Below are 24,216 nucleotides of genomic sequence, written 5' to 3' on the forward strand. Positions count from 1 at the left end.
ATAAACCTTATCTGCAATAGGAAAATGAAAAACGGCGCCCGAAGGCGCCGCTTTTTCCTCGGTGGGCTCCCTACTCCGCGGCCACCTTGGCCATCGGGTTGTTCGGGTGCGTCGTCCAGTTGGCGTAGACGGGCGACACCGGCTTGCCGGTGCGCTGATCCATCACGCCGGCGGCCAGCGGCTCCATGGTGATGCAGTTTTCGACCGGGCAGACATTGACGCACAGATTGCAGCCGACGCATTCGGCCTCGATCACCTCAAAGTGCCTCTTGCCGTCGACCATGTTGGTGATCGCCTGATGCGAGGTGTCCTCGCAGGCGATGTGGCAGCGGCCGCATTTGATGCAGGCGTCCTGGTCGATACGAGCCTTGGCGACATAATTGAGGTTGAGATACTGCCAGTCGGTGACGTTGGGCGTGGCGCGGCCGATGATGTCGTCGAGCGAGGCATGGCCCTTCTCGTCCATCCAGTTTTCCAGACCGGCGATCATCTCCTGCACGATCTTGAAGCCGTAGGTCATGGCCGCCGTGCAGACCTGCACATTGCCGGCGCCCAGCGCCATGAATTCGGCGGCGTCGCGCCAGGTGGTGATGCCGCCAATGCCGGAAATCGGCAGGCCATGGGTTTCGGGATCGCGCGCGATCTCGGCCACCATGTTCATGGCGATAGGCTTCACCGCCGGGCCGCAATAGCCGCCATGCGAACCCTTGCCGTCAATGGTCGGCTGCGGCGCGAAACTGTCGAGATCGACGCCGGTGATCGAGTTGATGGTGTTGATCAGCGACACCGCGTCGGTGCCACCGGAAAGTGCGGCGCGCGCGGGCTTGCGCACGTCGGTTATGTTGGGTGTCAGCTTGGTGATGACGGGCATGCGGGTGTTGGCCTTGCACCAGCGCACCACCATTTCGATGTATTCCGGCACCTGGCCGACAGCCGCACCCATGCCGCGCTCCGACATGCCGTGCGGGCAACCGAAATTGAGCTCGATGCCGTCGGCCTCGGTCTCCTCGACCACAGGCAGGATCGCCTTCCAGCTTTCCTCGACGCACGGCACCATCAGCGAGACGACGATGGCGCGGTCGGGCCAGTCCTTCTTGACCTGCTTGATCTCGCGCAGATTGACCTGCAGATCGCGGTCGGTGATCAGCTCGATATTGTTGAGGCCGAGCAGGCGGCGGTCCGCACCCCAGATCGCGCCGTAGCGCGGGCCGTTGACGTTGACGACCGGCGGGCCTTCTTCGCCGAGCGTCTTCCAGACCACACCGCCCCAGCCAGCTTTGAAGGCGCGGATGACGTTATACGCCTTGTCAGTCGGCGGCGCCGAGGCCAGCCAGAACGGATTGGGCGATTTGATGCCGACGAAATTGTTGCGGATGTCAGCCATGACAGGTCCCTTTCAGCCGAGACGAAGAAGCAGTTCGACGGGTGCGAGAATGCCGCCTTCAAGCGCGGCGGTGATATTGGCGATCTTGGTGCGGGCGTTCTCGCCCATGATAAGATTAACGCCGGGCGGCGGTTTTTTGCCTTCCGCCTGCGCCGCAGCCATGCGCGCCCGTATCGTGGCGAAGAACTCGATGGCGAAGGTGCCGCGCGGCCGCTCGGCGGCTACGGAGAACCCTGCGGCCGCGGCAGCCGAGCGATAGTCGTCGGGCGTGGCGACGAAGGACATGCTCTCATCTGATGCCCATGGCAGCGGATAGGTCAGCGCACCGGACTTCAGCCGCATCACATCGTAGACGGCAAAGACGCCGCCCGGCTTGAGCACACGCGCCGCCTCGCTCATCAGCTTTTTCTTGTCGGGAAGATTCATGCCGACATGCAGGATCATGGCCGTATCAAAGCTTTTGTTGCTGAACGGCATGTCCAGCGCGCTTCCCTGCACGAACCGGACTTTGTCGGCCATTCCCACCCGCTTCGACAGGCTGGTCGCGATGTCGACATAGCTTTGCGTCAGATCAATGCCGGTGACATCGGCGCCGGCATTGTTGGCGACAAAGCGGGCTGGACCACCCACGCCGGAACCAATGTCGAGCAGCCTGGCCCCCGGCTTCAACCCCATCTGACCGATGAGTTCCCTGGTGGCGGCGATGCCGCCAATGTGGAACTCGTCGACCGCTTCGAGATCGCCGGCGCGCAGATGGGCAATGTCCACGCCGGTATCGGCGAGCACGGCAAGAATGTGCTGCTCAAGACCCGATACGTCGTAGTGACGGGCGATGCCCGATTCCACCGAGGCCATGATCTCTATCCCTGTGTCAGACTCCTGTTGATGCTCTCAGCCGCATCGCGCCCTTGGGCCACGGCCGAGACGGTCAGGTCGTCGCCGCCAAAGATACAGTCGCCGCCTGCCCAGACATTGGCGAGCGAGGTGCGGCCTTCCGCATCGACCTTGATGCGGCCGGCTTCGAGTTCGATCGCGGCACCGCTGCCGTTGAGTGCCACCGGCACGAAGCTCTGGCCGATCGCCTTGAACACCTGGTCGGCGGTGAGCGTCAGCCGCTCGCCGGTGCCGGCAAGCTTGTCGCCGTTCATGGCGGTGTATTCGAGCTCGATGCCCGACACTTTGCCGTTCTCGGCGATGACCCGCTTCGGCTGCAGCCAGTGGCGGATGGTGACGCCGTTGGCGGCGGCCAGATCCTGCTCGAACTCGGAGGCGTTCATATGCTCCTGGCCGCGCCGGTAGCAGATCGTCACCTCCTCGGCTCCGAGCAGCTTCGACTGTACCGCCGCGTCGATCGCCGTCATGCCGCCGCCGATGACGACGACGCGCCGGCCGACCGGCAGGCTTGCGAGATCGCTGGCCTGGCGCAGTTCGGCGATGAACTCTACCGCATTGGTGACGCCGTCCGCGTCTTCGCCATCGGCGCGCAGCGCATTGACGCCGCCAAGCCCCATGCCGAGGAAGACGGCATCGTAATTCCGGATCAGGTCCGACAGCTGGTAGTCGCGGCCGAGCGCCTTGCCGTTCTGGATGTCGATGCCGCCGATCCCCGTGACATAGTCGACCTCGGCCTGGGCGAAATTGTCGATGCTCTTGTAGGCGGCGATGCCATACTCGTTGAGGCCACCGGCCTTGGGGCGAGCTTCCAGAATGGTCACCTCATGACCATAACGAGCGAGCCGGTGCGCGGCGGCAAGACCGGCCGGGCCGGCGCCGACGACGGCGACCGACTTGCCGGTCGATTCCGCGCGCGGATAAAACTGCTTGTGCTCGGCCATGGCAACGTCGGTGGCATAGCGCTGCAGGCGGCCGATCTGCACCGGCTTGCCTTCCGCCACCTCGCGCACGCAGACCTCTTCGCACAGCGTCTCGGTCGGGCAGACGCGGGCGCACATGCCGCCCAGAATGTTCTGGTCGAAGATCGTCTTGGCCGAGCCGATCGGATTGCCCGTCGAGATCTGGCGGATGAACAGCGGGATGTCGATCGAGGTCGGGCATGCATTCATGCACGGCGCGTCGTAGCAGAAATAGCAGCGATCGGATTCGACCAGGGCCTCGTGGTGATCGAGCGGCGGATGCAGGTCGGAAAAATTCTCGGCGTACTGGTCGGCGGCAAGCCGGCCGCCGGCGATACCGTCCTTGAACTGGCCTTCTGGCATCGTCAGTTCCCCATGTTTTTGTTTTGGGGAAGGCTAGCACGTTTTATTTTTTTATCAATTGGTCAATTTTCGCCGCAAGCCTATGAAAAGGCTGGACAAAAACATGATTTTTTTACTCATGTTATAGGCTTTCGCTCTGTGCTGCCGGCGAAAGGCCAGAGGCTGGAGCGCCACCATGGATTGACCGGATCTCGTCGGCGACCAGTTGCTGCAGCCGCCACAGATTGCGGTCGCGAATGCCGAATTCCTCGAGGTGGCTGACGGTGTTGTAGAGATATTCCGCACCCGAGCCGACATGGCCGCAGGCCCGGGCCAGCACCCGCGCCACCCGATCCAGCGGCTGCCCGAGTGACGTGCCTCTGCCCGTCACCCCGACCCAGAAGCCGAGCGCCCGCACCACCCCTTGCGCAGTGCGCACCGGAACCCACCGGACCGAGCTGATACTCTCGTGATCGTCGATCTCGCGCCGCAAGAGTCTTTCGATCTGCTGTGGCTTGTCGCCGTCGGGCAGCCGGTAGATGACGCCATCGCATCGTCCGCCGCGTTCGAGCGCCATCATCAGCCCCGGCTGCGCCGCCGTGCCGCGCCAGCGCACCATGTCGAGGCAAAAGGAGCGGTGCCAGCCGAACGCGGTGGCGCGCTGGCGTTCGACGGATTCGAAAGCCGGCTTCCAGATCAGCGAGCCATAGGCGAACACCCATAACGGCCCCGCATCCGCTTCGTCGGACAGCTGCACGGAAAGGGCCCGGAAATCCTCATCGGCGAGCTGCGTCCAGCTGCCGTCGGGGCCGGGATCGACCTCCTGCCGGTGGCAGAGTGACACAAGCTCAGGCGTGAGCGACATCCGGCGCATGAAACGACTACCCCTCATTCCCTAAAGGAAAGTCGAAAACCGCCGCACGTGCAAGCCGCCGGGCGCGACGAAATGCGGAACGATGTGTCAACGCAGCCGTTGAATTTTCTCAGGCGCGCTGTCGGATTTGCACCGCTGAAATCGTCCTGTGATGGATCGGACAACGATCGATGCATGAAGGTGAGGAGACCGAAAAAATGCCGAAAAACCCAATGCCCTTCTTCTGGTACGAGCTGATGACCACCGATCTCGATGGCGCGCAAGCGTTCTACACCGCCGTCGTCGGCTGGCGGGCCGAGCCCTTCGACAAGGCTCCCGGCATGCCGCGCTACATCGTGGTGAACTCCGCCGAGCGTGGCGTCGGCGGGTTGATGACCGTGCCCGAGGACGCCGCCAAGATGGGCATGAAGCCGGCCTGGCTGGGCTATATCCACACCAAAGATACGGACGCCTCGACCAAGGCGCTGAGGGCCGCCGGCGGGGCTGTTCATCGCGAACCGGACGACATCCCCGGCGTCGGCCGCTTTTCCGTCGTCGCCGACCCACAGGGCGCCACCTTCATGTTCCTGCAGCCCAATGGTCCCGACCAGCCCGTCCTTCCGGCGACGACGCCCGGCCATGTCGGCTGGCATGAGCTCTATGCATCGGACCGGCAGGCGGCCTTCGATTTCTATTCAAGCCAGTTCGGCTGGACCGATGCCGGCAGCATGGACATCGGCGAGATGGGCATCTACCAGACCTTCTCGGCCGGCCCTGAATCCGGCGGCGGCATCATGAACAAGCCGCAGCAGCTTCCGGTGCCGGTGTGGCTGTTCTATTTCAATGTCGATGCCATCGACGCCGCCGCCAAACGCGTCACCGACAATGGCGGCAAGATCGTCATGGGTCCGATGCCGGTACCGACCGGCCAATGGATCGCCCAGTTCACCGATCCGCAGGGCGCTTATTTCGCGCTGATCGCGCCAGCGCGCTGATCCGGCCAGAGGCGCAACGAAACTGCCCTCATCGCACCGCGGTGCGATGAGGAAGCGCATCATTCCGGCGCCAGCACCGCGACCTTGATGCTCTCGTCCTTGGCGCCACTGAGCTGGATGGTGGCTGCACCCGGCGTCAGCTTGAAGCGCAGGCTCTTGCGAATGCCCGGACAGGTCTTCACACCGCTGAACGCTGCCGACTTCGTGGCATGGCCGTCTTGAATCACATCGATCCAGGCTTCGCCTGACAGGCTGATCTGGAGCTCGCCTTCCGGTGGGACGGTCACGCTCGCCGTCGCGCCAAACGTTCCGGCTGCCGGTGCACGTTCCGGCGGCACGGTGAAGCTGACCGCGTCGACCGGCTCGAGCGCCAGATCCGCGGCCTGGCCAGCCGCGAGGGCAGCGCCGGACTGCGTAGCATGCGCTGCCGCGAACAGCGCCTGCTCGCGCTCCACCGGCCATTTGAAGGTATCACAGCCGCCGTCTGCGGCCATGGCGAAGCTGGTGCCTGCAAGGATTGCGAACAGGCAGATGACGACTTTTTTCATGGCTAGGGGACCCATTTGGTTTGGAGCGTCTACGCGCAGATATACAACCATAGCGATATGAATGCAACCATAACGAGAACAAATATCGAAGGCGAGACAGGAAGCAATTTCCAGTCACCGATTGTTGATGGCGGGCCCCGGGGAAGTGAATGGTCCAACGCAAAGTGATCATCTATGGCCGGGCCGAAGGGTTGGAAAAATGGAGTTTTAGATGAAGCTTTTTGACGGTCTCGCCAGGTTTCAGCCGCAGGCCCTCGGCGTCCTGCGCATCATGACGGCCCTGCAGTTCATCGAGCATGGCTCGCAAAAACTGTTCAATTTCCCGGTAAGCAGCGGTGAGCCGCATGCCCTCACCGGCCTGACGCTGATGGCAGGCATTCTCGAATTCGCCGGCGGCATCCTGCTGGCGCTCGGTCTCCTCACTCGCCCCGTCGCCTTCCTGCTGGCCGGCGAAATGGCCATCGCCTATTTCATGGCGCACTACCCGCGCGACTTCTTCCCGATCAACAACAACGGCGACGCCGCCATCTCCTTCTGCTTCATCTTCCTCTATCTGGTGTTTGCAGGCGCCGGCGCCTTCGCGCTCGACAACCGCCGCAACGGCTGACCCGCTTCAAGGGCGAGACAAAGGGGGTGAGCCCTCATCCCCGCATCCGTTCGAAATTGGCATCGAACAGCGGCGCCGCTTGCATGCGCGCCGCGTGACGCTTGCCCAAAAGTTCGATCTCAAAGCCGTCGCTCTCGTCGGCGATCTCCTTCGGCACATAGCCGAGGGCGACGGATTTTTTCGGATGATGCGCATAGCCGCCTGATGTCACCCAGCCGCGCACCGCGCCGCCGAACCAGATCGGCTCGTCGCCGATGACATCGGCGTCGTCGGCGTCGAGGATGAAGGTGCGCAGCCGGAGCTTGCCGCCTTGCTTGCGCTCGGCGAGAGCGCCGGCCTTGCCGATGAAATCGGTATCCTTGCCATAGGCGACGAAACGGTCGAGCCCGGCCTCCAGCGGCCCGTAGATCGGCCGGTATTCGCGCGCCCACGAGCCGTAGTTCTTTTCGAGCCGAAGCGCGTTGAGCGCGCGCGAGCCGAACAGCCCGATGCCGAATTCCTCCCCCGCCGCCATCAGCGCCTGGAAGGCGGCGCGCTGGTATTCCGGCGCCACCCAGATCTCGTAGCCGAGATCGCCGGTGTAGCTGACGCGGCCGACCAGGCACGGCGCCATGCCGATATCCATTTTTGCCACCGCCATGAACGGAAACGCCGCATTGGAGACATCCGCGCGGCTGACCTTCGCCAGCACCTCCCGCGCCTTCGCCCCAGCGATTGCCAGGCCGGTCAGCTTCTGGCCGAGCGCCTCGACGCGCACCGAACCGTCTTGCGGCAAATGCGCCTCGAACCAGCGCATATGATACTGCTCGGCGACGCCGGAGCCGGCGATGAACCACTCGCCGTCACCGATGTTGGCCAACGTAAAATCGCCGATCAGCTTGCCGTCATCCTTCAGCATCGGCGCCAGCGTCATGCGGCCAGGCTTGGGCAGCTTGCAGGCAAAGATCCGGTCGAGCCAGGCGGCTGCCCCCTCGCCTGTCACTTTGTATTTGGCAAAGTTAGAAATCTCCGCCAGGCCGGCGCCTTCACGAACCGTCGCGACTTCCTTCGCGACATGGGTGAAGTCGCTCGAGCGCCGCCACGAGAACTCGTCCTCGACGCCCTCCGGAGCATACCAGAGCGGCACTTCGAGCCCATAGGACACGCCCCATTGCGCCCCCTTGGCCGCCAACAAATCGTAGATCGGCGTCGTCTTCAGCTGCCGCCCGGCGGGCAGTTCCTCATTGGGGAAACGGATCGAGAAGCGGCGCGAATAATTCTCGCGCACCTTGGCGCTGGTGTAGGCCATCGTCGCCCAATCGCCATAGCGCGCGACATCCATGGCCCAGATGTCGGCGCCGGGATCGCCTTCGATCATCCAGTTGGACAGCGCCAGCCCGACGCCGCCGCCCTGGCTGAAGCCTGCCATGACGCCGCAGGCGACCCAGAACCCCGGCAGGCCACGCACCGGCCCGACCAGCGGATTGCCGTCCGGCGCGAAGGTGAACGGGCCGTTGATGATCTGCTTGATGCCGGTCCTCTCGAAGGCAGGGAAATGCCGAAACCCTACCTCCAGCGACGGCGCGATGCGGTCGATGTCGGGCTCCAGCAATTCATGACCGAAGTTCCACGGTGTGGAGAACTCGGACCACACTTTGTTGGCCTTCTCATAAGTACCCATCAGCATGCCGCCGCGCTCCTGGCGCAGATAGAGCTCGCCGTCGAAGTCGACGGCATGGATGATCTCCGTCCCTGTCTTGGCGTTCCACGCGGCGACCTCCGGCATATCCTCGGTGATCAGGTACATGTGCTCCATCGCCAGCACCGGCAGTTCCAGCCCGACCATGCGGCCGACCTCGCGCGCCCACAGGCCGCCGGCATTGACGACATGCTCGGTCACCACCTCGCCCTTGTTGGTGATGACGCGCCATAGCCCGTCGGGCCGCCGGACGATGTCCTCCACCTTGGTGAAGCGTTCGACCTCGGCGCCGAGCTTGCGCGCGGCCTTGGCGTAGGCGTGGGTCACGCCGGAGGGATCGAGATGGCCGTCCTCCTTGTTGCGGACGGCGCCGACGAACTGTTTCGGGTCGAGCAGCGGCATCAGTTCGGCCGCCTCGTTGGCCGAGATTTCTTCGAGGTCGATGCCGAGATAGCGCCCCTTGGCGACGACGCCGCGCAGCCAGTCGAGCCGCGCCTCGGTCGCCGCCAGAAGCACGCCGCCGGTCAGATGCACGCCCGTCGCCTGTCCCGAAAGCTCCTCGATCTCCTTGTAGAGCGAGATCGTGTATTTCTGCAACTTGGCGACGTTGGGATCGCCATTGATGGTGTGCATGCCGCCGGCCGCATGCCAGGTCGAGCCGGACGTCAGTTCGTCGCGCTCCAGAAGCACGACATCGGTCCAGCCATGGCGCGCCAGATGGAACAGAACCGAGCATCCGACGACGCCACCGCCAATGACCACCACCTTTGCATGCGATTTCATGGATTCTTCTCTGATATCAGGGAGTTGGATAGGTATGATAAACCAGGATGGGAAGCATCACGGCTCGCCCTGCCCGATCGCTTCCTTGCGCCTGGCCACATATGCCTCCAGCGCCTCGCGCACGGCGATGTCCATCACCGGCTCGACATAATCCTCCAGCGCCTTCTTCCACAGCCGCGTCGCCCGCGCCGTTGCGTCGAGGCCGCCGGCTTCCTGCCATGCCTCGTAATTCTGCCAGTTGGACAGCATCGGCTGGTAGAAGGCGGTGGCATAGCGTTCCAGCGTATGGGGCTCGCCGAAGAAGTGGCCGCCGGTCGGCACAGCGCCCAGCGCCTCGACCGCCAGTTCCGCCTCGTCGACGACGATTGGGCGCAGAAACTCCATCATGTGCTGGATCATCTCGACATCGATGATGAGCTTCTCGAACGATGCCGTCAGCCCGCCCTCTTGCCAGCCGGCGGCGTGGTAAACGAGGTTGCCGTGGCCGAGCACCGCACCCCACAGCGCCATCAGCGTCTCATAGGCGCCCTGCGCATCGGCGGCATTGGAGGCCGAACCCGGCGTCGTTCGGTAGGGGAGATTGTAGCGCCGCGCCAACTGCCCGGAGGCGATGTTCGCCTTGGTGTTCTCCGGCGTACCGAAGGCCGGCGCACCCGACTTCATGTCGACATTGGAGGTGAAGGCGCCGTACATGACCGGCGCGCCGGGGCGCACCAGTTGCGTCAGCACCACGCCGAACAGTGCCTCGGCATTCTGCTGCGCCAATGCGCCGGCGAGCGTCACCGGGCTCATCGCGCCCATCAGCGTGAACGGCGTCACCGCCACAGACTGGCCGAATTCGGCCATGGTCATCAGCCCCTCGGCCATCATCTCGTCGAAGCGGCGCGGCGAGTTGACCGAGATGATGGTGGCAATGCCTGGATCGTCGCGCATCTCATCCAGCGTCAACCCGCGCGCGATCGCCATCATCTCGATGCCGTCCAGCGCCCTGCCACGTCCGATCGCCGAGACATGGAACGATTTGTCGGTCAGCGTCAGATTGGTGAAATAGGTGTCCATATGCCTGGTATTGGCCGGCAGCTCGACCGGCGCACAGACCTGGTTGCCAAGCATGTGGATGCAATTGAAATGCTGCGCCAGCCGGGTGAGATCGGCATAGTCGCGCAAATTGCCGGCACGCCGGCCGCGCTCCACGTCATGCACATTGGGCGGCCCGGCGACGAGGGTGAAATTGATCGTGTTGCCACCGAGATGGATGGCGTTGGCCGGATTGCGCGGTGTCAGCCGGTAGCTGGACTTCGTGGTCTTCAGCGCCTCGGCAACCAGGCCCCTGTCGATGCGGACATTCGCCGTCGCATGATCGACCGTGGCGCCGGCCTTCTCGAACAGCGACAGCGCCCGCGGGCTCATCACCTCGATGCCGAAATTCTCCAGAATGTGCATCGAGGCCTGATGGATCGCCTCTATCTGGTCGGCCGACAGCATCGCCATCGGCGGATAGGGATTGGTCACACGCCGCAGCGGCAGTTGCGGGATGGCCGACGGCCCCCTGTTGCTGGTCCGCTCGGCGCCGCGCTTGCGTCTTGGTTCATTCATGCCGGCATCAGAGCGCCGGTATCCCGATATGGCTGTCAGAAATCCGCCCTTCGCGGGCGTGATTTTAGCCAAGGCGGCATTTCCGGATTCCGATGAAGACAAAGGCGACGCAAAGGGTCGGAATAATGACACAGGCTCGAGTCGGCGCAGCCGAGCCGGCAACCCGTTAAGAAACGCCGCAAGATTCCCTTTATGATTTCGGCCTATTCGTCTTCCAATGTGTAGGTCGAGTTTTAGCAAAATTGTAGCGGTTGGTGTGCTGCTGGCGTTGTCGGCCTGCGCGACGCCGCCAAACCATATCAACAATGTCTGTGCCGTCTTCGACCAGAATGACGGCTGGTTCGACAACTGGCAGTCGGCGGCCGAACGCGCCTCGCAGAAATATAGCATCCCCGTTCCCGTGCTGATGGCGACGGTGCGCAAGGAGTCCGGCTTCAAGGCCAACGCCAGGCCGCCGCGCACCAAATTGCTCGGCTTCATTCCGTGGAAGCACGTCTCCTCGGCCACCGGTTTCTCGCAGGCGCTCGACGGCACCTGGTCGCAATATCAGAGCGAAACCGGCAGCTGGGGGGCGCGGCGGACAAAGTTCGCCGATGCCGTCGATTTCGTCGGCTGGTACCATTCCAAGACCGCCGACACGTTCGGCGTCGCCCGCAACGACACCTACAATCTCTACCTCGCCTACTATCTCGGCTGGACCGCCTATGGCCGCGGCAACCGCGGTGATGCCGGCGTGCAGGGCTATGCGCGGGCGACCGAAAAGATGGCCCGCGACTACGCCGTCCAGCTGCAGCAATGCGGCAGCTAGCGCCTTCCCGGTTTAGTGCCGCCTTGTCGTATCTTTCGGCTTCTTAACACCGGTTTCGGAAGTCTCGTCGACTACTTTGAGGCGACGGACTCGCATCCCGGCCTGGCCCTGCTCCACGGCCTCGCCGATCTCGTCCGCTGCCGCGGTCGACGATTTGCCACGCGGCCGTTTGGGCGCCGTTCCTGCCGAACCCGGCCCAGCGATATGCGGTGCGTCTTCCGGCACGCCTTCATGCGCCGCGTGCTCCTTGTCGAACTTGATCACCGGCTCCATCGTCGCCAGCACATCGTCCGACAGCCAGCACAGGCTCATATGGCCGTCGCCGAGATGCTTGACCGGCGGCACCTTGGTCTCGCACAGATTGTCCGGCACCAGTTTCTTGTAGCCGCAGCGCGTCTGGAACGGACAGCCCGATGGCGGGTTCATCGCCGACGGGATGTCGCCTTCCAGCACGATGTGTTTCTTGACCACACTGGTATCGGCGATCGGGATCGCCGACAGCAGCGCCTCGGTATAGGGGTGGTAGGGCGGCGCGAAGATCTGGTCGGTCGTGCCTTGCTCGACGATATAGCCGAGATACATGACGACGACGCGGTCGGCGATGTAGCGCACGACGGACAGGTCGTGGCTGATGAACAGCATCGTCGTCTTGTTCTTGCGCTGGATGTCCATCAGCAGCTCGGTCACCGCCGCCTGCACCGAGACGTCGAGCGCCGAGACCGGCTCATCGGCCACCACCACCTTGGCGTCGCCGGCAAAGGCGCGCGCCACGCCGATGCGCTGTTTCTGGCCGCCTGACAGCTGACGCGGCTTGCGCGTCTCGAAGGCGCGCGGCAGCTTCACCAGGTCGAGCAGTTCCAGCATGCGCTTGCGCCGTTCGGCGACGTTGTTGCCGACATTGAATTTTTCCAGCGTGCGGATGATCTGCGAGCCGACGGAGTGGCTGGGATTGAGCGTATCGAACGGGTTCTGGAACACCATCTGGATCGACGACACCGTATCGACGCTGCGCTTCTCGATGCTGGTCGACTGGATCTCCTTGTTGCCGAGCGTCACCGTGCCGGAACTTGCCGTCTCCAGGCCGAGCAGCACCTTGGCCAGCGTCGACTTTCCGCAGCCGGACTCGCCGACAATGGCAACGGTCTCGGATTCGCGCGCCACGAACGAGATCGTCTCATTGGCCTTGACGACGCGGCCTTCGCTGGAGCCGAACACTTCGCTGCCGCCGACCTTGTAGTATTTCCTGAGGTCCTCGATCTTGAGCACCGGTGCGCCGGGAACGACCTTCTCATTGACCTTCTTGGCGCCGGGCGGCAGTGCTTCCCAGTCGATCTCGTTGAAGCGCACGCAGCGCGAGAAATGGCCTTCATGGCCGGCTACTTCGATCATAGGAATTTCGGCGGCGTTGCAGACGCCCTCGACGAAATGGTGGCAGCGCGGACCGAAATTGCAGCCCTTGGGCCGCTCGTGCGGCAGCGGCAATTGCCCCGGAATGGAGATCAGCGGCCGAGAATTCTTGTCGGCGCCCGGTAGCGGAATCGAGCGGAACAGTCCTTGCGTATAGGGATGGCGCATCCGGTCGAACACGTCCTTGATCTTGCCGGTCTCCACCGCTTCGCCCGAATACATCACAGTGATGCGGTCGCAGGTTTCCAGGATCAGGCCGAGATTGTGCGACACGAAGATCATCGACGTGCCGAACTTTTCGCCCAGTCCCTTGACCAGGTCGACAATGCCGGCCTCCACCGTCACATCGAGCGCCGTCGTCGGCTCGTCGAGAAGAAGCAGCGCCGGCTTCGACAACAGCGCCATGGCGATGACGATGCGCTGCTGCTGGCCGCCGGAGAGCTGGTGCGGATAGGAGCGCATCATGCGCTCGGGATCGGGCAGCTTCACCGCCCGCACCATGTCCAGCGCGCGGGTATAGGCCTCTTCCTTCGACACCTTGTCGTGGATTAGCGGCACTTCCATCAATTGCTGGCCGACCTTCATCGCCGGATTGAGGCTGGCCATCGGCTCCTGGTAGATCATGGCGATCTTGTTGCCGCGGATGGCGCGCAACTCCTCGTCGGAGAGCTCGCCCATGTCCTTGCCCTGGAACTTGATCTTGCCGCCGACGATCTTACCGATGTTGGAGAGGTCGCGCATGATACCGAGCGACACCGTCGACTTGCCGCAGCCGGATTCGCCGACGATGCCCATCGCTTCGCCGGGCATCACCGTGCAGGAGAAATCCATGACGGCAGGGATCTCGCCCTTGCGGGTGAAGAAGGAGATCGACAGGTTCTCGATCTCGATGATCGGTTCTCCGGGATTTCGAACTGCCTCATTCATGGGTCGCTCCAATCCTATTTTCATGCGTCGGGCCGAACCCGCAGATCAGTCTTTCATCGATTGTTCGCGCAGCGAGTCGGCGAGCAGGTTCAGCCCCAGCACGAACGACATCAGCGCGATCGTCGGCGGCAACGCCGGGTGGATGAAGGAGCGCAGCAGGCGGCTGGCGTCCTTGATCGCGGTGCCCCAGTCTGGGCTCTCCGGCGCCAGGCCAAGGCCGAAGTACCCCAGCGTGCCGAGCAGGATCGTGGTGTAGCCGATGCGCAGGCAGGCATCGACGATCAGCGGTCCGCGCGCATTGGGCAGGATTTCCCACAGCATGATATACCAGGGCGATTCACCGCGCGTCTGCGCTGCCGCCACATAGTCGCGCGTCTTGATGTCCATCACCAGGCCGCGCACGATGCGGAACACGCCGGGGCTGGAGGCGAACACTACCGCCACGAAGATGTTGAGCTGGTTGGGATCGATGTGGATGACCTTGAACGGATCGGCATCGAACACCAGACCGGCATAGACCCAGCCGCCGATGACCAGGGTCAGTCCCATGAGAATGTAAAGTCGATCCGGCCGGTTCTTGTAGCGGGTCCAGAACAGCACGGAAAAGAAGATGATCGGGAACAGGAAGAACAGCCCGGCCATGGCGTAGGGGATTGGCGTGTCCATGATGCCCGGCGTCACCAGCAGGTAGAACAGGAGGATCACCGGGAAAGCCAGCACCAGATTGGCCAGGAACGACAGCACGGTGTCGATCCTGCCGCCGTAATAGCCGGCGGGCAGGCCGAGCGTGATGCCGACCATCAGCGCGAACCCGGTCGCCGCCGGTGCGATGATCAGCACGATCTGGCTGCCATAGACCATGCGCGAGAAGACATCGCGGGCGAGCTTGTCGCCGCCGAAATAGTAGATGAGCTTGGATACCGGCTCGATCCCGCCCGGCAGCGCGTCCTTCATGATCGGCACCTGGGAAAGCGGATCGAAGGGCGCGACGGTCGCCGCGAAGATCGCGGTGAACAGCCAGAACAGGCAGATGCCGACACCGACAATGCCGACGCCGCTGTCGAACAGCTGGCCGTAAAGGCCGAGCCTTTTCTTGTAGGTGAAGCTCGCCCCCATCACCAGGGCCAGCCCCAGCCAGACCGGCCAGAAGCGCGCAATCACGCCGAGCACGATGTTGAAGGCGCCGATATATTCGACCTGCATCTGCCCAGACCCCTATTGAACTCTGATACGCGGATTGAGGAACGCGTAGCCGACATCCGAGATGAGCTGCGTGATCAGCACGATGAACACCGAGACCAGCGAGCAGCCGAGCAAAAGGTCGATGTCATTGTTGCCGGCAGCCTCGACGAGCGTGTAGCCAAAGCCCTGATAGCGGAACATCACCTCGACGATGACGACGCCGGTGAGCAGCCAGGGGAATTGCAGCATGATGACGGTGAAGGGCGCAATCAGCGCATTGCGCAGCGCGTGCTTGACCACCACGCTGCCGAAGGAGAGGCCTTTCAGGCGAGCGGTGCGGATATATTGCTGCGTCATCACCTCGACCATCGAGGCGCGCGTCATGCGGGCGATATAGCCGATGCCGTAGATCGCCAGCGTCATCACCGGCAGGGTGAAATTGTAGAAGGTGATGCCTTGGCTGGCCGAGGCGGCCGACCCGTTCAGCCAGCCGAGCCAGGAGGCGAAGATGACGGTGAAGATGACGCCCGACACATATTCGGGCGTCGCCGTCGAGGCGATCGAGGCGACGGACAGCGTCCGGTCCGTTCGCGAGCCCTCGCGCATGCCGGCCAAAATGCCGATCAAAAGCGAAATCGGTACCATCACCGCCAGCACGCAGAGCATCAGTATGCCGGTGGCGCCGAGGGCCGGGAAAAGCTTTGACGCAACATTGGTCTTGAACTTGGTCGAGCAGCCGAAATCGCCCTCCAGGATGCCGGAGAATTTCGGCTCCAGCGGGTCATTGCAGAAGGAAAAACGCTGCGCCGGCTTGCCGGTCGCCGGATCGGTCACCGGCTGCTTGGGCAGGATGCCCAGCCATTGGCCGTAGCGCGCGAAGAAGTTCTGCCGGTAGCCGTGCTCGACAAGCCAGCTTTCGAGCTGCTCGGCCGAAGTGTGCATTTCGGTCTGACTGATCGCCAGCTTCTTCAAATTCGGCTCGAGATTGATCAGGAAGAAGACGATCATCGTCAGGCACAGCATCGTCAATGCCATGGTGCCCAGGCGCCTGATTACGAAAGAAAGCATGGCGGTCCCCTGCCGGTCTGGTTGGGGTTGGAGCCAGCTTGGAAAACCAGCTTTGCCGTTGCCGGCAGAGTTGGCCCTCAAACCGGCCCTCGAATGCGATCAACCCTGTTTTATTGCATGGTCCTTGCTGAAGAGTCCGCAACTTTTTGCTGCGCCGGCTTCAGGTCCTGGACCCATGCGAGGAGTGATGGGGAGGAGGCGAACCGCCCCCTCCCGATCGGTCCGATCAGGCCTCGTCGAGCCAAATCTTGCCGTAGTCGCGCTCGTAGGTCGGGTGCATCTTGTAGTTCTGCACCGCCTTGACCGAGTGACTGTAGAGCTTGCGCCAGTAGGGCTGGATGATGATGCCGGAATCCTGCAGGATCTGCTCGATATCCTTCATCATTTCCTTGCGCTTGGTGGCGTCAGCGACCGAAAGCGCGGCGTTGAGCTTGGCATCCCAATCCGGATTGGAATAGGCGCACTCGTTCCATGCTTCGCCGGTACGGTAGGCGATGGCCAGCACCTGGACGCCGAGGGGCCGCATGTTCCAGTTGGTCATGGACAGCGGGTACTTGGTCCAGTCGTTCCAGAACGTCGAGCCCGGCAGCACTGTGCGCTTCACCTTGATGCCGGCGTCGCGAAGCTGGGCGGCGATGGCGTCACCCGTGTTCTTGTGCCAGTCCTCGTCAACGGTGATCAGCTCATGCTCGAAATCGGCCTGGCCGGCTTCCGCCATCAAGGCCTTGGCCTTGGCAGGGTCCCGCTTGATCTTCGGCAGTTCGAAGTACTCCGGATGGATCGCGCAGACATGGTGGTTTTCGGCGACCGTGCCGGCATTGCCGTAGCCGAGCTGCAGGACAACGGCGTTGTCGACACCGAGCTGCAACGCCTGACGGACCTTCTGGTTGTCATAAGGCTTGTTGTTGACGTTGGTGCGGCACACGATGGTGGCCGCGGTCACCACTTCGGACTTCACCAGGTCCAGTCCGTCGAGGATCGACACATAGTCCGCCGACGTCTCAAAATTGGTGTGGACTTCGCCGGCCTCGAAGGCGCTGACCATGGCCGCCGGATCGGTGCCGTAGTCGATGAATTCGATGCCGTCGAGGAAGACCTCGCCGTCCCACCACTTGTTGTCTTCACGGCGCTTGTAGACCACCTTCTGGCCGACATCGTAGGACACCAGCTCGAATGGGCCGGTGCCGATCGGGCAGGCTTTGAAGTCGCCGCCCTTTTCGTCGAAGCTCTTGTGGACGATCAGGCCGGGATAGTCGCACATGTTCGGAATCAGCGCGATGTCGGGCTTGGCCAGCTTCAGCTTGACGGTCATGTCGTCGACCTTCGTCACTGCGCTTTCGTCAAGCTTGTCGTCCTTGACCAGCGTGCCGAGACGGCCGGGCATGGAATTGCCTTCGGCCTTCTTGTCGGCCCAACGACGAATGTTGAAGATCACGTCATCGGCGGTAAAGGCATCGCCGTTGTTCCAGGTCACGCCCTTGCGCACATGCAGCGTGTATTCGGTGGCATCGTCGTTGACGTCCCAGCTCTCCAGCAGATAGGGACGGAACGTGTATTCGGTGGTGTACTTGACCAGCGGCTCGAGCGCCTGGCGCTCGGCATTGGCGATTTCCGACCAGTCGGACTTGCGCGGATCCTTGGGATCCTTGATCCACTGGGCGACCTTGAGGATGCCGCCTTTCTTGCCCTGCACTTCTTCGGCCTTGGCCGGCGTCGGATCTACCAGTCCGAGCATGCCATAGGCCATCGCCGTGGACGCGCCGAAGACGCTGGCCAGAGCGAGGAACTCGCGGCGATCGACCTTACCCGCCTTGGCTTCTTCGGCCATGGCCAGGATGTGGTCGGGAACGCGATCGCCATTACTCTTGTAAATTGTCATGACTTAACTCCCATTGTTGGCTTTCCGCCTTTTAACATTCCGCATCCGGGCCGTGATGTCAAAGACGGCATGGATTGAGAACATGTTAGCGAATGTGCAACTTTGAAAGGGGAGCGGTTCGCGCGATAACGACAGTCTTGGCGCAAATTTGCTACTGCCCAACGGATTCCTCAGGAATCTCGTTTCGTCGATTAAACTGAGACAGTTACCCAAGCTTGGCCAATGCCAGCGGTGAGGCCAAAGTCCGGCCGAAGGATCAATATTCCTTTTCGTAGAAAATGCCGCCCTTGGCCTCGCCGCCATCATTGGCCTCGCCGCGCAGCTTGACGCCGCGCCCGACGTTCAGATCGATCGTCGCCTTGCCCGATCCCGGCTTGTCGCCCTTCTGGATCGTCACATAGGTGCGGTCGTTGAGGTATTTGCCAGCCGAGACGGCGGTGCCGCCCTGATCGTCGGTGGTCACGTCCAGATCGTCGACACCGATTGCGCTGCGCAGGTTTTCGAGCAGCGAGGTCGAGCCGCCGACGCCGGCCAGTTGCCCGGCCGCCTCGGCCAGCTGGGCGATCTGCAGCGGCGACAGGTTCGACATCGAGCGGCCGAAAATCAATTGCGCCAGCACCTCATCCTCGGGCAGTGCCGGCACCGAGGAGAAGGTGAATTTCGGATTGGTCGCCTCGCCCGACACCACGATGGTGACGGTGGCGCTGGTCGTCGTCGATGTCGCGGTCAGATTGAGGTAGGGCACCAGTGAGCCGGAAAAGCCGACCGTGCCTTCGGTGAAAGTCAGCCGCTTGCCGAGGATCGACAGCCGCCCGCGCTGCAGAGTGAAGGTGCCGACGGCTTGCGGCGACGCCGCCGGGCCTGTCAGCCTCAGCGAACCGCCAAGCTCGGCGTCGACGCCCCTGCCCTGGATGAAGATCTGGTTCGGCGCGTTGACGGTGACGTCGAGGACAAGCCCGCTGGCGCCCCCGCCGCTGGCAGTGGCCGGGCGCAAGGCCTTGTCCTGCGCCCGCACGCTGGCGGGCGCGTTCTTGTGCTTGACACCGAGTGCCGTCAGCGAGCCCGGCAGTTTCTCCGGAACGGTGATGACGGTCTTGGCGAGATTGACGGTGCCCGAAATCACCGGCGCCGAGGTGAGCGGCCCCTTGATCGTCAGATCGCCACCGAGATTGGCGGTCACCACCCTGCCGTCGGTGTAGCGGCCGTCGACCAGCTTGATCGACAGATCTGCCGGGAAACCTTGCGCCGGATTGATGCCGACCGTGCCACTGGCCGACAGGCTGCCGCGCGTCGACAGCGTGCCGGTCAGGCGATTGATCCGGGCCACACCATTACCGATCGAAACGTCGGCGGCGATGTCGTTGACGGCAAGGCCCGAGCGCGCGTCGACCAGGCGGGCGCCGAACGTGCTGACCGTGCCGCCGATTACGGGCGACGTCGCCGGGCCGCGCACCTGGACATTGACGTTGGCCGTGCCGCTCAGCGACAGGCCTTGCGCGGCAAGCTTGGCGGCAAGGAAGGAAAACGGCACCTTGCCGTTGAAGTCGAGCACCAGCGCCGGCGTGCCCACTGTGGTGACGGTGCCACCGCCCTTGAGGCCGAGCCCGGCGCCATCGCTGATGTCGGCGTTGAAGGTGAGTTTCTTGCCGGCGAAGGTGCCCGACGAAGAGATGTTCATGCCGTCAAGGCCGGCACTGCGCGTCTGCGACGTCTGCACCCCGCCGGCGTTGATGTCGAAGGCAACGGCCGGATTGGCCGGCGCGCCCGTCACCTTCACGGTCCCGGAGATCGACCCGGCGGCATCGAGGCCCGGCGAAAAACTGTTGGCCAGCGATGCCGGCACCTTGGCCAGTGCTGCATTGATGTCGAGTGCCTGCCCGACCTTGCCGGTCACCGTCGCCGTGCCGCCGCCGAGATTGAGCACCAGCCTGTCCAATGTCGTCGTGCCATTGGCGATGCTGACGGTCGAGGTCTGCGCGATGGCGGCCTTGATGCCCTGCACCGTGGCCTGCCCCGAAGCGAGTTCGATGGTTGTGATGCCGCCAGCGACCTTCACCCGGCCCGCGGCTTTCGCCGGGATACCTTTGACGGTAGCGCCGCCGGAAAAGCCGGTCCAGTCGCCGTCGCGCTTGAGGTCGACATCGATACCACTGATGGCGGTGCCTCCCGAGATGACGCTGTCGGCGCGGATTTTGCCGGAAATGACCGGCGCGGCAAGATAGTTGGCGACCAGCGCATCGATCGACACGGTCTTCGCCTGCAGGTCGCCGCGCGTGATCGACGCCGTCGACGCCTTGACGGCGACGTTGGCGCCGTCGTTGCTCTTGGTGAAGGCTATAGTGCCGCGCACGTCGCCTTCGGCCTTTTCCAGCGCTAGCGCTGCCAGCGGCCCGATATCGGGCAGGTCGAGCGCGATGGTGCCGACCGGCACGAAAGCCTCGTCGAGCGCTAGGTCGCCGGAAATCCTGTTCTTGCCGAGCGACAGCAGCAGGCCGTTGATGGCGCTCTTGCCGTCGGCTGTCGCCAGCACCGCGCTGCCTTGCAGCGCTTGTCCGGCGACATTGCCGGTCAGTTGCACATTAGCCGCCGGATTGGCGGCATCGGCCTTGCCGGTGGCGGTCAACTTCAGCCCGGTGATTTCACGCTCCGCAACCAGCAGCCGGTCGCTGTTAACCGTCAGCGACAGGTCCGGCGCCATGACAGGCCCTTGCGCGTTGAGCGCAAAGCCAACCGCGCCCTTGGCATCCTTCGACAGCAGCGAGATGTCCGATAGAGCGCCCTTGATGTCGGCGCTGAGCTTGTTGTCGGCGAGGCTGGCCTGGCCGTCGGCGGTCAGCGCGCCCGATACCAGCTTGACCGGACTGGCGCTGACATTGCCTTGCGTATCACGCTTGAGTGTAGCGCTGAACTGCGTCCGCTCGGCCAGCACGCCGCGCGCCGCTGCCGGCAATGCCGCCGACAGGGCGTCAGCCTTGAGGTTGAGGTCGATGGCGCCGTCGGCCAGCGAGACGCGGCCATTGAAGGCGCTTTCCAGCGCTGCGCCCTGCACTGAACCGCTGTCGATGGTGATGGCATCCGCCGCCAGGCTGCCGGCAACCTTGGCGGTGATCTTGCCGGCAATCAGCGGTGCGATGGTTGGATTGTCCAGACCGATCTTTTCCGCCGTCACCGTCCCCGAGATCGGACCGGTTCGGCTTTTCACATCGAACGCATCGGAATGCAGCGCCAGCGCGATGCCTTCAACCTTGGTGAAATTCGTCGCCACCGACGGCAACACCGCCGATATGTCGAGCTTTGCTTGCGCAGCGTGCCCCGCAGCCTTCACCGAGAGCGCCTGCAATTCGAGCTTGATCGGGCTTTCCGCGCTGCCGAGCGTCAGCGGCAGGCTCGGACCGGACGAAGTCAGGTCGAGCGCAAAATCGCTGGCGCCGTTCGGGTTGATGGTCCCGGCCGCCTTGCCGGAGATTTTCTCGCCCGACAGCGTTGCCTGATCCAGTACGACGCCACCTGCCGTGGAATAACTGCCGGCCGCATCGAGATTGAGCGGCCCTAGCCCGGCCTGGCGGGTCTGGCTGGTCTCGGCGCCAGCCAGTTTTGCATTGAAGCGGATGTCCGGATCGGCCGACGCCCCGGTGATTTGCGCCGTGCCGTCCAGCGTGCCCGTGGCATCGAGGCCTGGCGAAAAATCATTGGCAAGTGTAGCCGGCAGCGCAAAGAAGGTCGCCGCCAGATCGAGCGTCTGGCCTGCCGTGCCGGAGAGCGTCACCGAGCCACCGCCGAGATCGACCACCAGCCTTTGAATGCTGGTGACGCCGTCGGCAATCGTTAGGCTGGACGGCTCGGCGATCGCCGCCTTGATGCCGCGCACGGTCGCCTCGCCGGATGCGATCTCGACGCTTGTCGTGCCGCCGGCGATCTTCGCCCGCCCCGCCGCTGTCGCCGGGATGCCAGCGATGGTCGCGCCACCGGTAAAATTGGTCCAGTCGCCGTCGCGCTTCAGCTCGACGCCGATGCCGCTGACGACGGTCGTTCCCGACGTCACGCTGTCGGCCTTGATCGTACCGGAGATCGCCGGGCTGTCGAGATAGTTGGCAATCAGCGCGCTAACGGTGATCGCCTTGGCCGCCACATCACCGCGCGCAACCGACACGCTGGCCGCATTGATGGTGACGGTAGGCGCCTCGCCGTCCTTGGCGAAGACCACGGTGCCACCGATGTCGCCGGCCGCAATCTGCCCGGCCAGGGACGCCAGCGGCGCGATGTCGGGCGCGGCGATGGTCAGCGTGCCCAGCGGCAGGAAATGCTCGTCCAGCGCGAGGTCGCCCGACACCTTGTTGTCGCCCAGCGCCACACTGAGCCCGTTGATGGAGCGTTTGCCTTCGCTGGTCACCAGCGCTGCTTTGATGGCGAGCGGTTGCTCGTCGACCGAGCCGGTCAGCGAGACATTGGCGGCCGGGCTTGCGATGTCCGCCTTGCCCGAGGCGGTCAGCTTGATGTCCTTGACCGTCCGCCCCGACGCCGTCAAGCTGGCGCTTTCGGCCGAAACCGAAAAATCCGGTGCGTTGCGCGCACCGCTTGCCGCCAGCGCGAAATCGACACCGCCGGCGACCGGGACGCCAACCAGCGGCGACAGCACTGAGACATCGCCGAGCTTGCCCTTGATGTCGGCCTGGATGTCGCTGCCTTGCGCGCTGGCGGTACCGCTGGCGCTGAGCGAGCCGGAGGTGAGTTCGATCGAATTGGCGGCGAAAGACCCCTGCGGATCGCGGGTGGCGGTCGCCGAGAACTTGACCCGTTCGCCGAGCAGTGAGCTGATCTGCGGCGGCAGCGCCGTCGATACCGCATCGGCATTCATCTTCAGCGTCATGGCGAGGTCGGCCAGCGTCACCTTGGCCGTCAGCCCGGCATTGAGCGCATCGCTACGCAGCGTGCCTTCATCGAGCGAGATTTCATCCTTGCTGATTGTGCCGGCCAGAGAGGCCGTCAGCTTGCCGGTGATTAGCGGCGCCAGCGTCGCCACGTCGGTCTTCAGCCCGGCCGCCGTCAGCGACACGCTGACCGGGCCGCTGCGGTTCTCGATGTCGAAGCCATCGGAATGGATCTGCGCATCCAGATTGTTCACCTGGGAGCCGCCCGCCACCACCGAGACGAGTGAAGCGCCGGCGTCGATCATCGGCGTCTTGCCGTCGCCCAACGCGCGCGCCGTGACATTGTTTATGGCCACCATGATCGGTTGCGCCGGGGTGCCGACATTGACCGTGACAGGCTCGCCCTTGGAAGCGAGTTCGACCGAAAGGTCGCTGGCGCCCTTCGGGTCGACCATGCCTGAGGCGGTGCCGTGGACAGCGCCGCTCTCGATCGTGGCGCGCTCGATGTCGACGCCGCCGGCCGCGGTCGCGGTGCCGGCGAGGTCGAAACTGGTCTTGCCGGCAAACAGCGATCTGAACTGTTCCGGCAGAAAACCTTCGAACGAACCGTCGCCCTTGGCCTCGATCCGGTTGCCCTTGTCGGTGAGCTGATGACGGCCGGTAAGCTGGGTGACGATCTGGCCGTCGACCATGAAAGTGCCGACGCCGCTCCAGTTGGCCAGCGGCCCGGTGCCGGAGACAACGATGTTGACCGGCGGCGCGCCGGGCAGCTTGAGCAGATTGGCAATGATACCGCCGGCCGGTTCGGATGCCTTGAGATCGAGGTCGAGCTTGTTGTCGGCGGGCGCGAAGTGGATGTTGGCGTCGACATTGCCTTGCTTGCCGTCATGGCGGGTGACATTGAGCACCGTCTCAACCGCAAGCGGCGATGCATCGACTTTGGCCGATCCCTTGGCCGCAAGTTCGGCAATACCGCTGCCGGCAAGTTGCTGGCCAAGCGCGATCTCCGGCAGATCGATCTGCCTGATATCGAGCGAAACCGGCAGGCCGGTCGACCCGCTCTTGGCAGGCTCGGTGCTGGCCACCGGCAGCCGCGCCAGTTCGATGCGCTCGGCAGCGATACGGTCGGCGCTGAAATTCTTCGACAGCAGCGCCAGCGGCGACCAGTCGACGGCCACCTTGCGCGCCACCAGCCATGCGCCCTCGCGGTCTTCCAGCACGACGTGGTCCACCGTCAGCGCGCCCGACCAGATGCCGTCAATGCCGCTGACGGTGACCTTGCTGTCCCCTGATGAGGCAATGTTCGAGATGATGCCGGCAAGGTTTTCGCGGCCACGCTCGGTCTTGGTCAGCACGACAACCGCGCCGACGGCCGCCGCCAGTACGATCAGCAGCGTGTAGAAAAAGAGGCGAAGGATGCGTCTCAAAATCTTCATCG

The 24,216-nt window shown here is 63.6% G+C and carries 15 protein-coding genes; 3 read left to right on the top strand and 12 right to left on the bottom strand.

The features are described from left to right. Window positions 1-70: 70 nt before the first annotated feature. The 4 genes from preA to AC04SH_RS12755 all read right to left on the bottom strand — a co-directional run bounded on the left by preA (window position 71) and on the right by AC04SH_RS12755 (window position 4,453). A complete protein-coding gene (gene preA, locus AC04SH_RS12740) occupies window positions 71-1,384 on the bottom strand; it encodes an NAD-dependent dihydropyrimidine dehydrogenase subunit PreA (RefSeq protein WP_477231583.1) in 1,314 nt (437 codons plus the stop codon). A 12-nt stretch (window positions 1,385-1,396) separates the two neighbouring features. Continuing rightward, a complete protein-coding gene (locus tag AC04SH_RS12745) occupies window positions 1,397-2,239 on the bottom strand; it encodes a class I SAM-dependent methyltransferase (RefSeq protein ID WP_488575269.1) in 843 nt (280 codons plus the stop codon). Window positions 2,240-2,244: 5 nt separating this feature from the next. Continuing rightward, window positions 2,245-3,600, bottom strand: a complete 1,356-nt coding sequence (locus AC04SH_RS12750; protein ID WP_488575270.1) for an NAD(P)-dependent oxidoreductase — start codon at window positions 3,598-3,600, stop codon at window positions 2,245-2,247. A 121-nt stretch (window positions 3,601-3,721) separates the two neighbouring features. Beyond that, window positions 3,722-4,453, bottom strand: a complete 732-nt coding sequence (locus AC04SH_RS12755; protein WP_488575271.1) for a gamma-glutamylcyclotransferase — start codon at window positions 4,451-4,453, stop codon at window positions 3,722-3,724. A 197-nt stretch (window positions 4,454-4,650) separates the two neighbouring features. Between AC04SH_RS12755 and AC04SH_RS12760 the strand changes: the two genes are divergently transcribed. Beyond that, window positions 4,651-5,427, top strand: a complete 777-nt coding sequence (locus AC04SH_RS12760) for a VOC family protein (protein ID WP_488575272.1) — start codon at window positions 4,651-4,653, stop codon at window positions 5,425-5,427. Window positions 5,428-5,486: 59 nt separating this feature from the next. Here the strand turns inward: AC04SH_RS12760 and AC04SH_RS12765 are convergent, their stop codons facing one another. Next, window positions 5,487-5,975 (bottom strand): hypothetical protein, encoded by a 489-nt coding sequence (locus tag AC04SH_RS12765; protein WP_488575273.1) that lies wholly within the window; start codon window positions 5,973-5,975, stop codon window positions 5,487-5,489. A 211-nt stretch (window positions 5,976-6,186) separates the two neighbouring features. Between AC04SH_RS12765 and AC04SH_RS12770 the strand changes: the two genes are divergently transcribed. After that, window positions 6,187-6,582, top strand: coding sequence for a DoxX family protein (locus AC04SH_RS12770; protein ID WP_488575274.1), 396 nt, complete (start codon window positions 6,187-6,189; stop codon window positions 6,580-6,582). A gap of 34 nt (window positions 6,583-6,616) precedes the next feature. On the opposite strand, the gene AC04SH_RS12775 is transcribed toward AC04SH_RS12770, so the two are convergent. Next, window positions 6,617-9,043: a GcvT family protein gene (locus AC04SH_RS12775; protein ID WP_488575275.1), complete on the bottom strand. Its 2,427-nt coding sequence runs from the start codon at window positions 9,041-9,043 to the stop codon at window positions 6,617-6,619. Window positions 9,044-9,100: 57 nt separating this feature from the next. Then, entirely contained in the window at window positions 9,101-10,639 is a 1,539-nt protein-coding gene (locus AC04SH_RS12780; protein ID WP_488575276.1) for a trimethylamine methyltransferase family protein, read from the bottom strand. A 217-nt stretch (window positions 10,640-10,856) separates the two neighbouring features. Between AC04SH_RS12780 and AC04SH_RS12785 the strand changes: the two genes are divergently transcribed. Next, on the top strand, window positions 10,857-11,447 hold the full coding sequence (locus AC04SH_RS12785; protein ID WP_488575277.1) for a transglycosylase SLT domain-containing protein: 591 nt from the start codon (window positions 10,857-10,859) through the stop codon (window positions 11,445-11,447). A gap of 12 nt (window positions 11,448-11,459) precedes the next feature. Here the strand turns inward: AC04SH_RS12785 and AC04SH_RS12790 are convergent, their stop codons facing one another. The 5 genes from AC04SH_RS12790 to AC04SH_RS12810 form a co-directional block, all read right to left on the bottom strand. Next, window positions 11,460-13,781, bottom strand: a complete 2,322-nt coding sequence (locus AC04SH_RS12790; protein ID WP_488575278.1) for a dipeptide ABC transporter ATP-binding protein — start codon at window positions 13,779-13,781, stop codon at window positions 11,460-11,462. A 45-nt stretch (window positions 13,782-13,826) separates the two neighbouring features. Continuing rightward, the gene (locus AC04SH_RS12795) at window positions 13,827-14,984 is read right to left on the bottom strand and encodes an ABC transporter permease (RefSeq protein WP_477231594.1); all 1,158 of its coding nucleotides are present in this window, start codon (window positions 14,982-14,984) and stop codon (window positions 13,827-13,829) included. A 12-nt stretch (window positions 14,985-14,996) separates the two neighbouring features. Further along, a complete protein-coding gene (locus AC04SH_RS12800) occupies window positions 14,997-16,031 on the bottom strand; it encodes an ABC transporter permease (RefSeq protein ID WP_488575279.1) in 1,035 nt (344 codons plus the stop codon). A gap of 226 nt (window positions 16,032-16,257) precedes the next feature. Continuing rightward, window positions 16,258-17,910, bottom strand: coding sequence for an ABC transporter substrate-binding protein (locus AC04SH_RS12805; RefSeq protein WP_488575280.1), 1,653 nt, complete (start codon window positions 17,908-17,910; stop codon window positions 16,258-16,260). A gap of 256 nt (window positions 17,911-18,166) precedes the next feature. Further along, window positions 18,167-24,214, bottom strand: a complete 6,048-nt coding sequence (locus tag AC04SH_RS12810; protein WP_488575281.1) for a translocation/assembly module TamB domain-containing protein — start codon at window positions 24,212-24,214, stop codon at window positions 18,167-18,169. Window positions 24,215-24,216 lie beyond the last annotated feature (2 nt).

It is taken from the genome of Mesorhizobium sp. CNPSo 4688 (assembly GCF_057784295.1).

Coding starts and splice junctions, on each gene's coding strand:
- preA (WP_477231583.1), bottom strand. CDS start 1,384: ATGGCTGACATCCGCAACAATTTCGTCGGCATCAAATCGCCCAATCCG.
- AC04SH_RS12745 (WP_488575269.1), bottom strand. CDS start 2,239: ATGGCCTCGGTGGAATCGGGCATCGCCCGTCACTACGACGTATCGGGT.
- AC04SH_RS12750 (WP_488575270.1), bottom strand. CDS start 3,600: ATGCCAGAAGGCCAGTTCAAGGACGGTATCGCCGGCGGCCGGCTTGCC.
- AC04SH_RS12755 (WP_488575271.1), bottom strand. CDS start 4,453: ATGCGCCGGATGTCGCTCACGCCTGAGCTTGTGTCACTCTGCCACCGG.
- AC04SH_RS12760 (WP_488575272.1), top strand. CDS start 4,651: ATGCCGAAAAACCCAATGCCCTTCTTCTGGTACGAGCTGATGACCACC.
- AC04SH_RS12765 (WP_488575273.1), bottom strand. CDS start 5,975: ATGAAAAAAGTCGTCATCTGCCTGTTCGCAATCCTTGCAGGCACCAGC.
- AC04SH_RS12770 (WP_488575274.1), top strand. CDS start 6,187: ATGAAGCTTTTTGACGGTCTCGCCAGGTTTCAGCCGCAGGCCCTCGGC.
- AC04SH_RS12775 (WP_488575275.1), bottom strand. CDS start 9,043: ATGAAATCGCATGCAAAGGTGGTGGTCATTGGCGGTGGCGTCGTCGGA.
- AC04SH_RS12780 (WP_488575276.1), bottom strand. CDS start 10,639: ATGAATGAACCAAGACGCAAGCGCGGCGCCGAGCGGACCAGCAACAGG.
- AC04SH_RS12785 (WP_488575277.1), top strand. CDS start 10,857: ATGTGTAGGTCGAGTTTTAGCAAAATTGTAGCGGTTGGTGTGCTGCTG.
- AC04SH_RS12790 (WP_488575278.1), bottom strand. CDS start 13,781: ATGAATGAGGCAGTTCGAAATCCCGGAGAACCGATCATCGAGATCGAG.
- AC04SH_RS12795 (WP_477231594.1), bottom strand. CDS start 14,984: ATGCAGGTCGAATATATCGGCGCCTTCAACATCGTGCTCGGCGTGATT.
- AC04SH_RS12800 (WP_488575279.1), bottom strand. CDS start 16,031: ATGCTTTCTTTCGTAATCAGGCGCCTGGGCACCATGGCATTGACGATG.
- AC04SH_RS12805 (WP_488575280.1), bottom strand. CDS start 17,910: ATGACAATTTACAAGAGTAATGGCGATCGCGTTCCCGACCACATCCTG.
- AC04SH_RS12810 (WP_488575281.1), bottom strand. CDS start 24,214: ATGAAGATTTTGAGACGCATCCTTCGCCTCTTTTTCTACACGCTGCTG.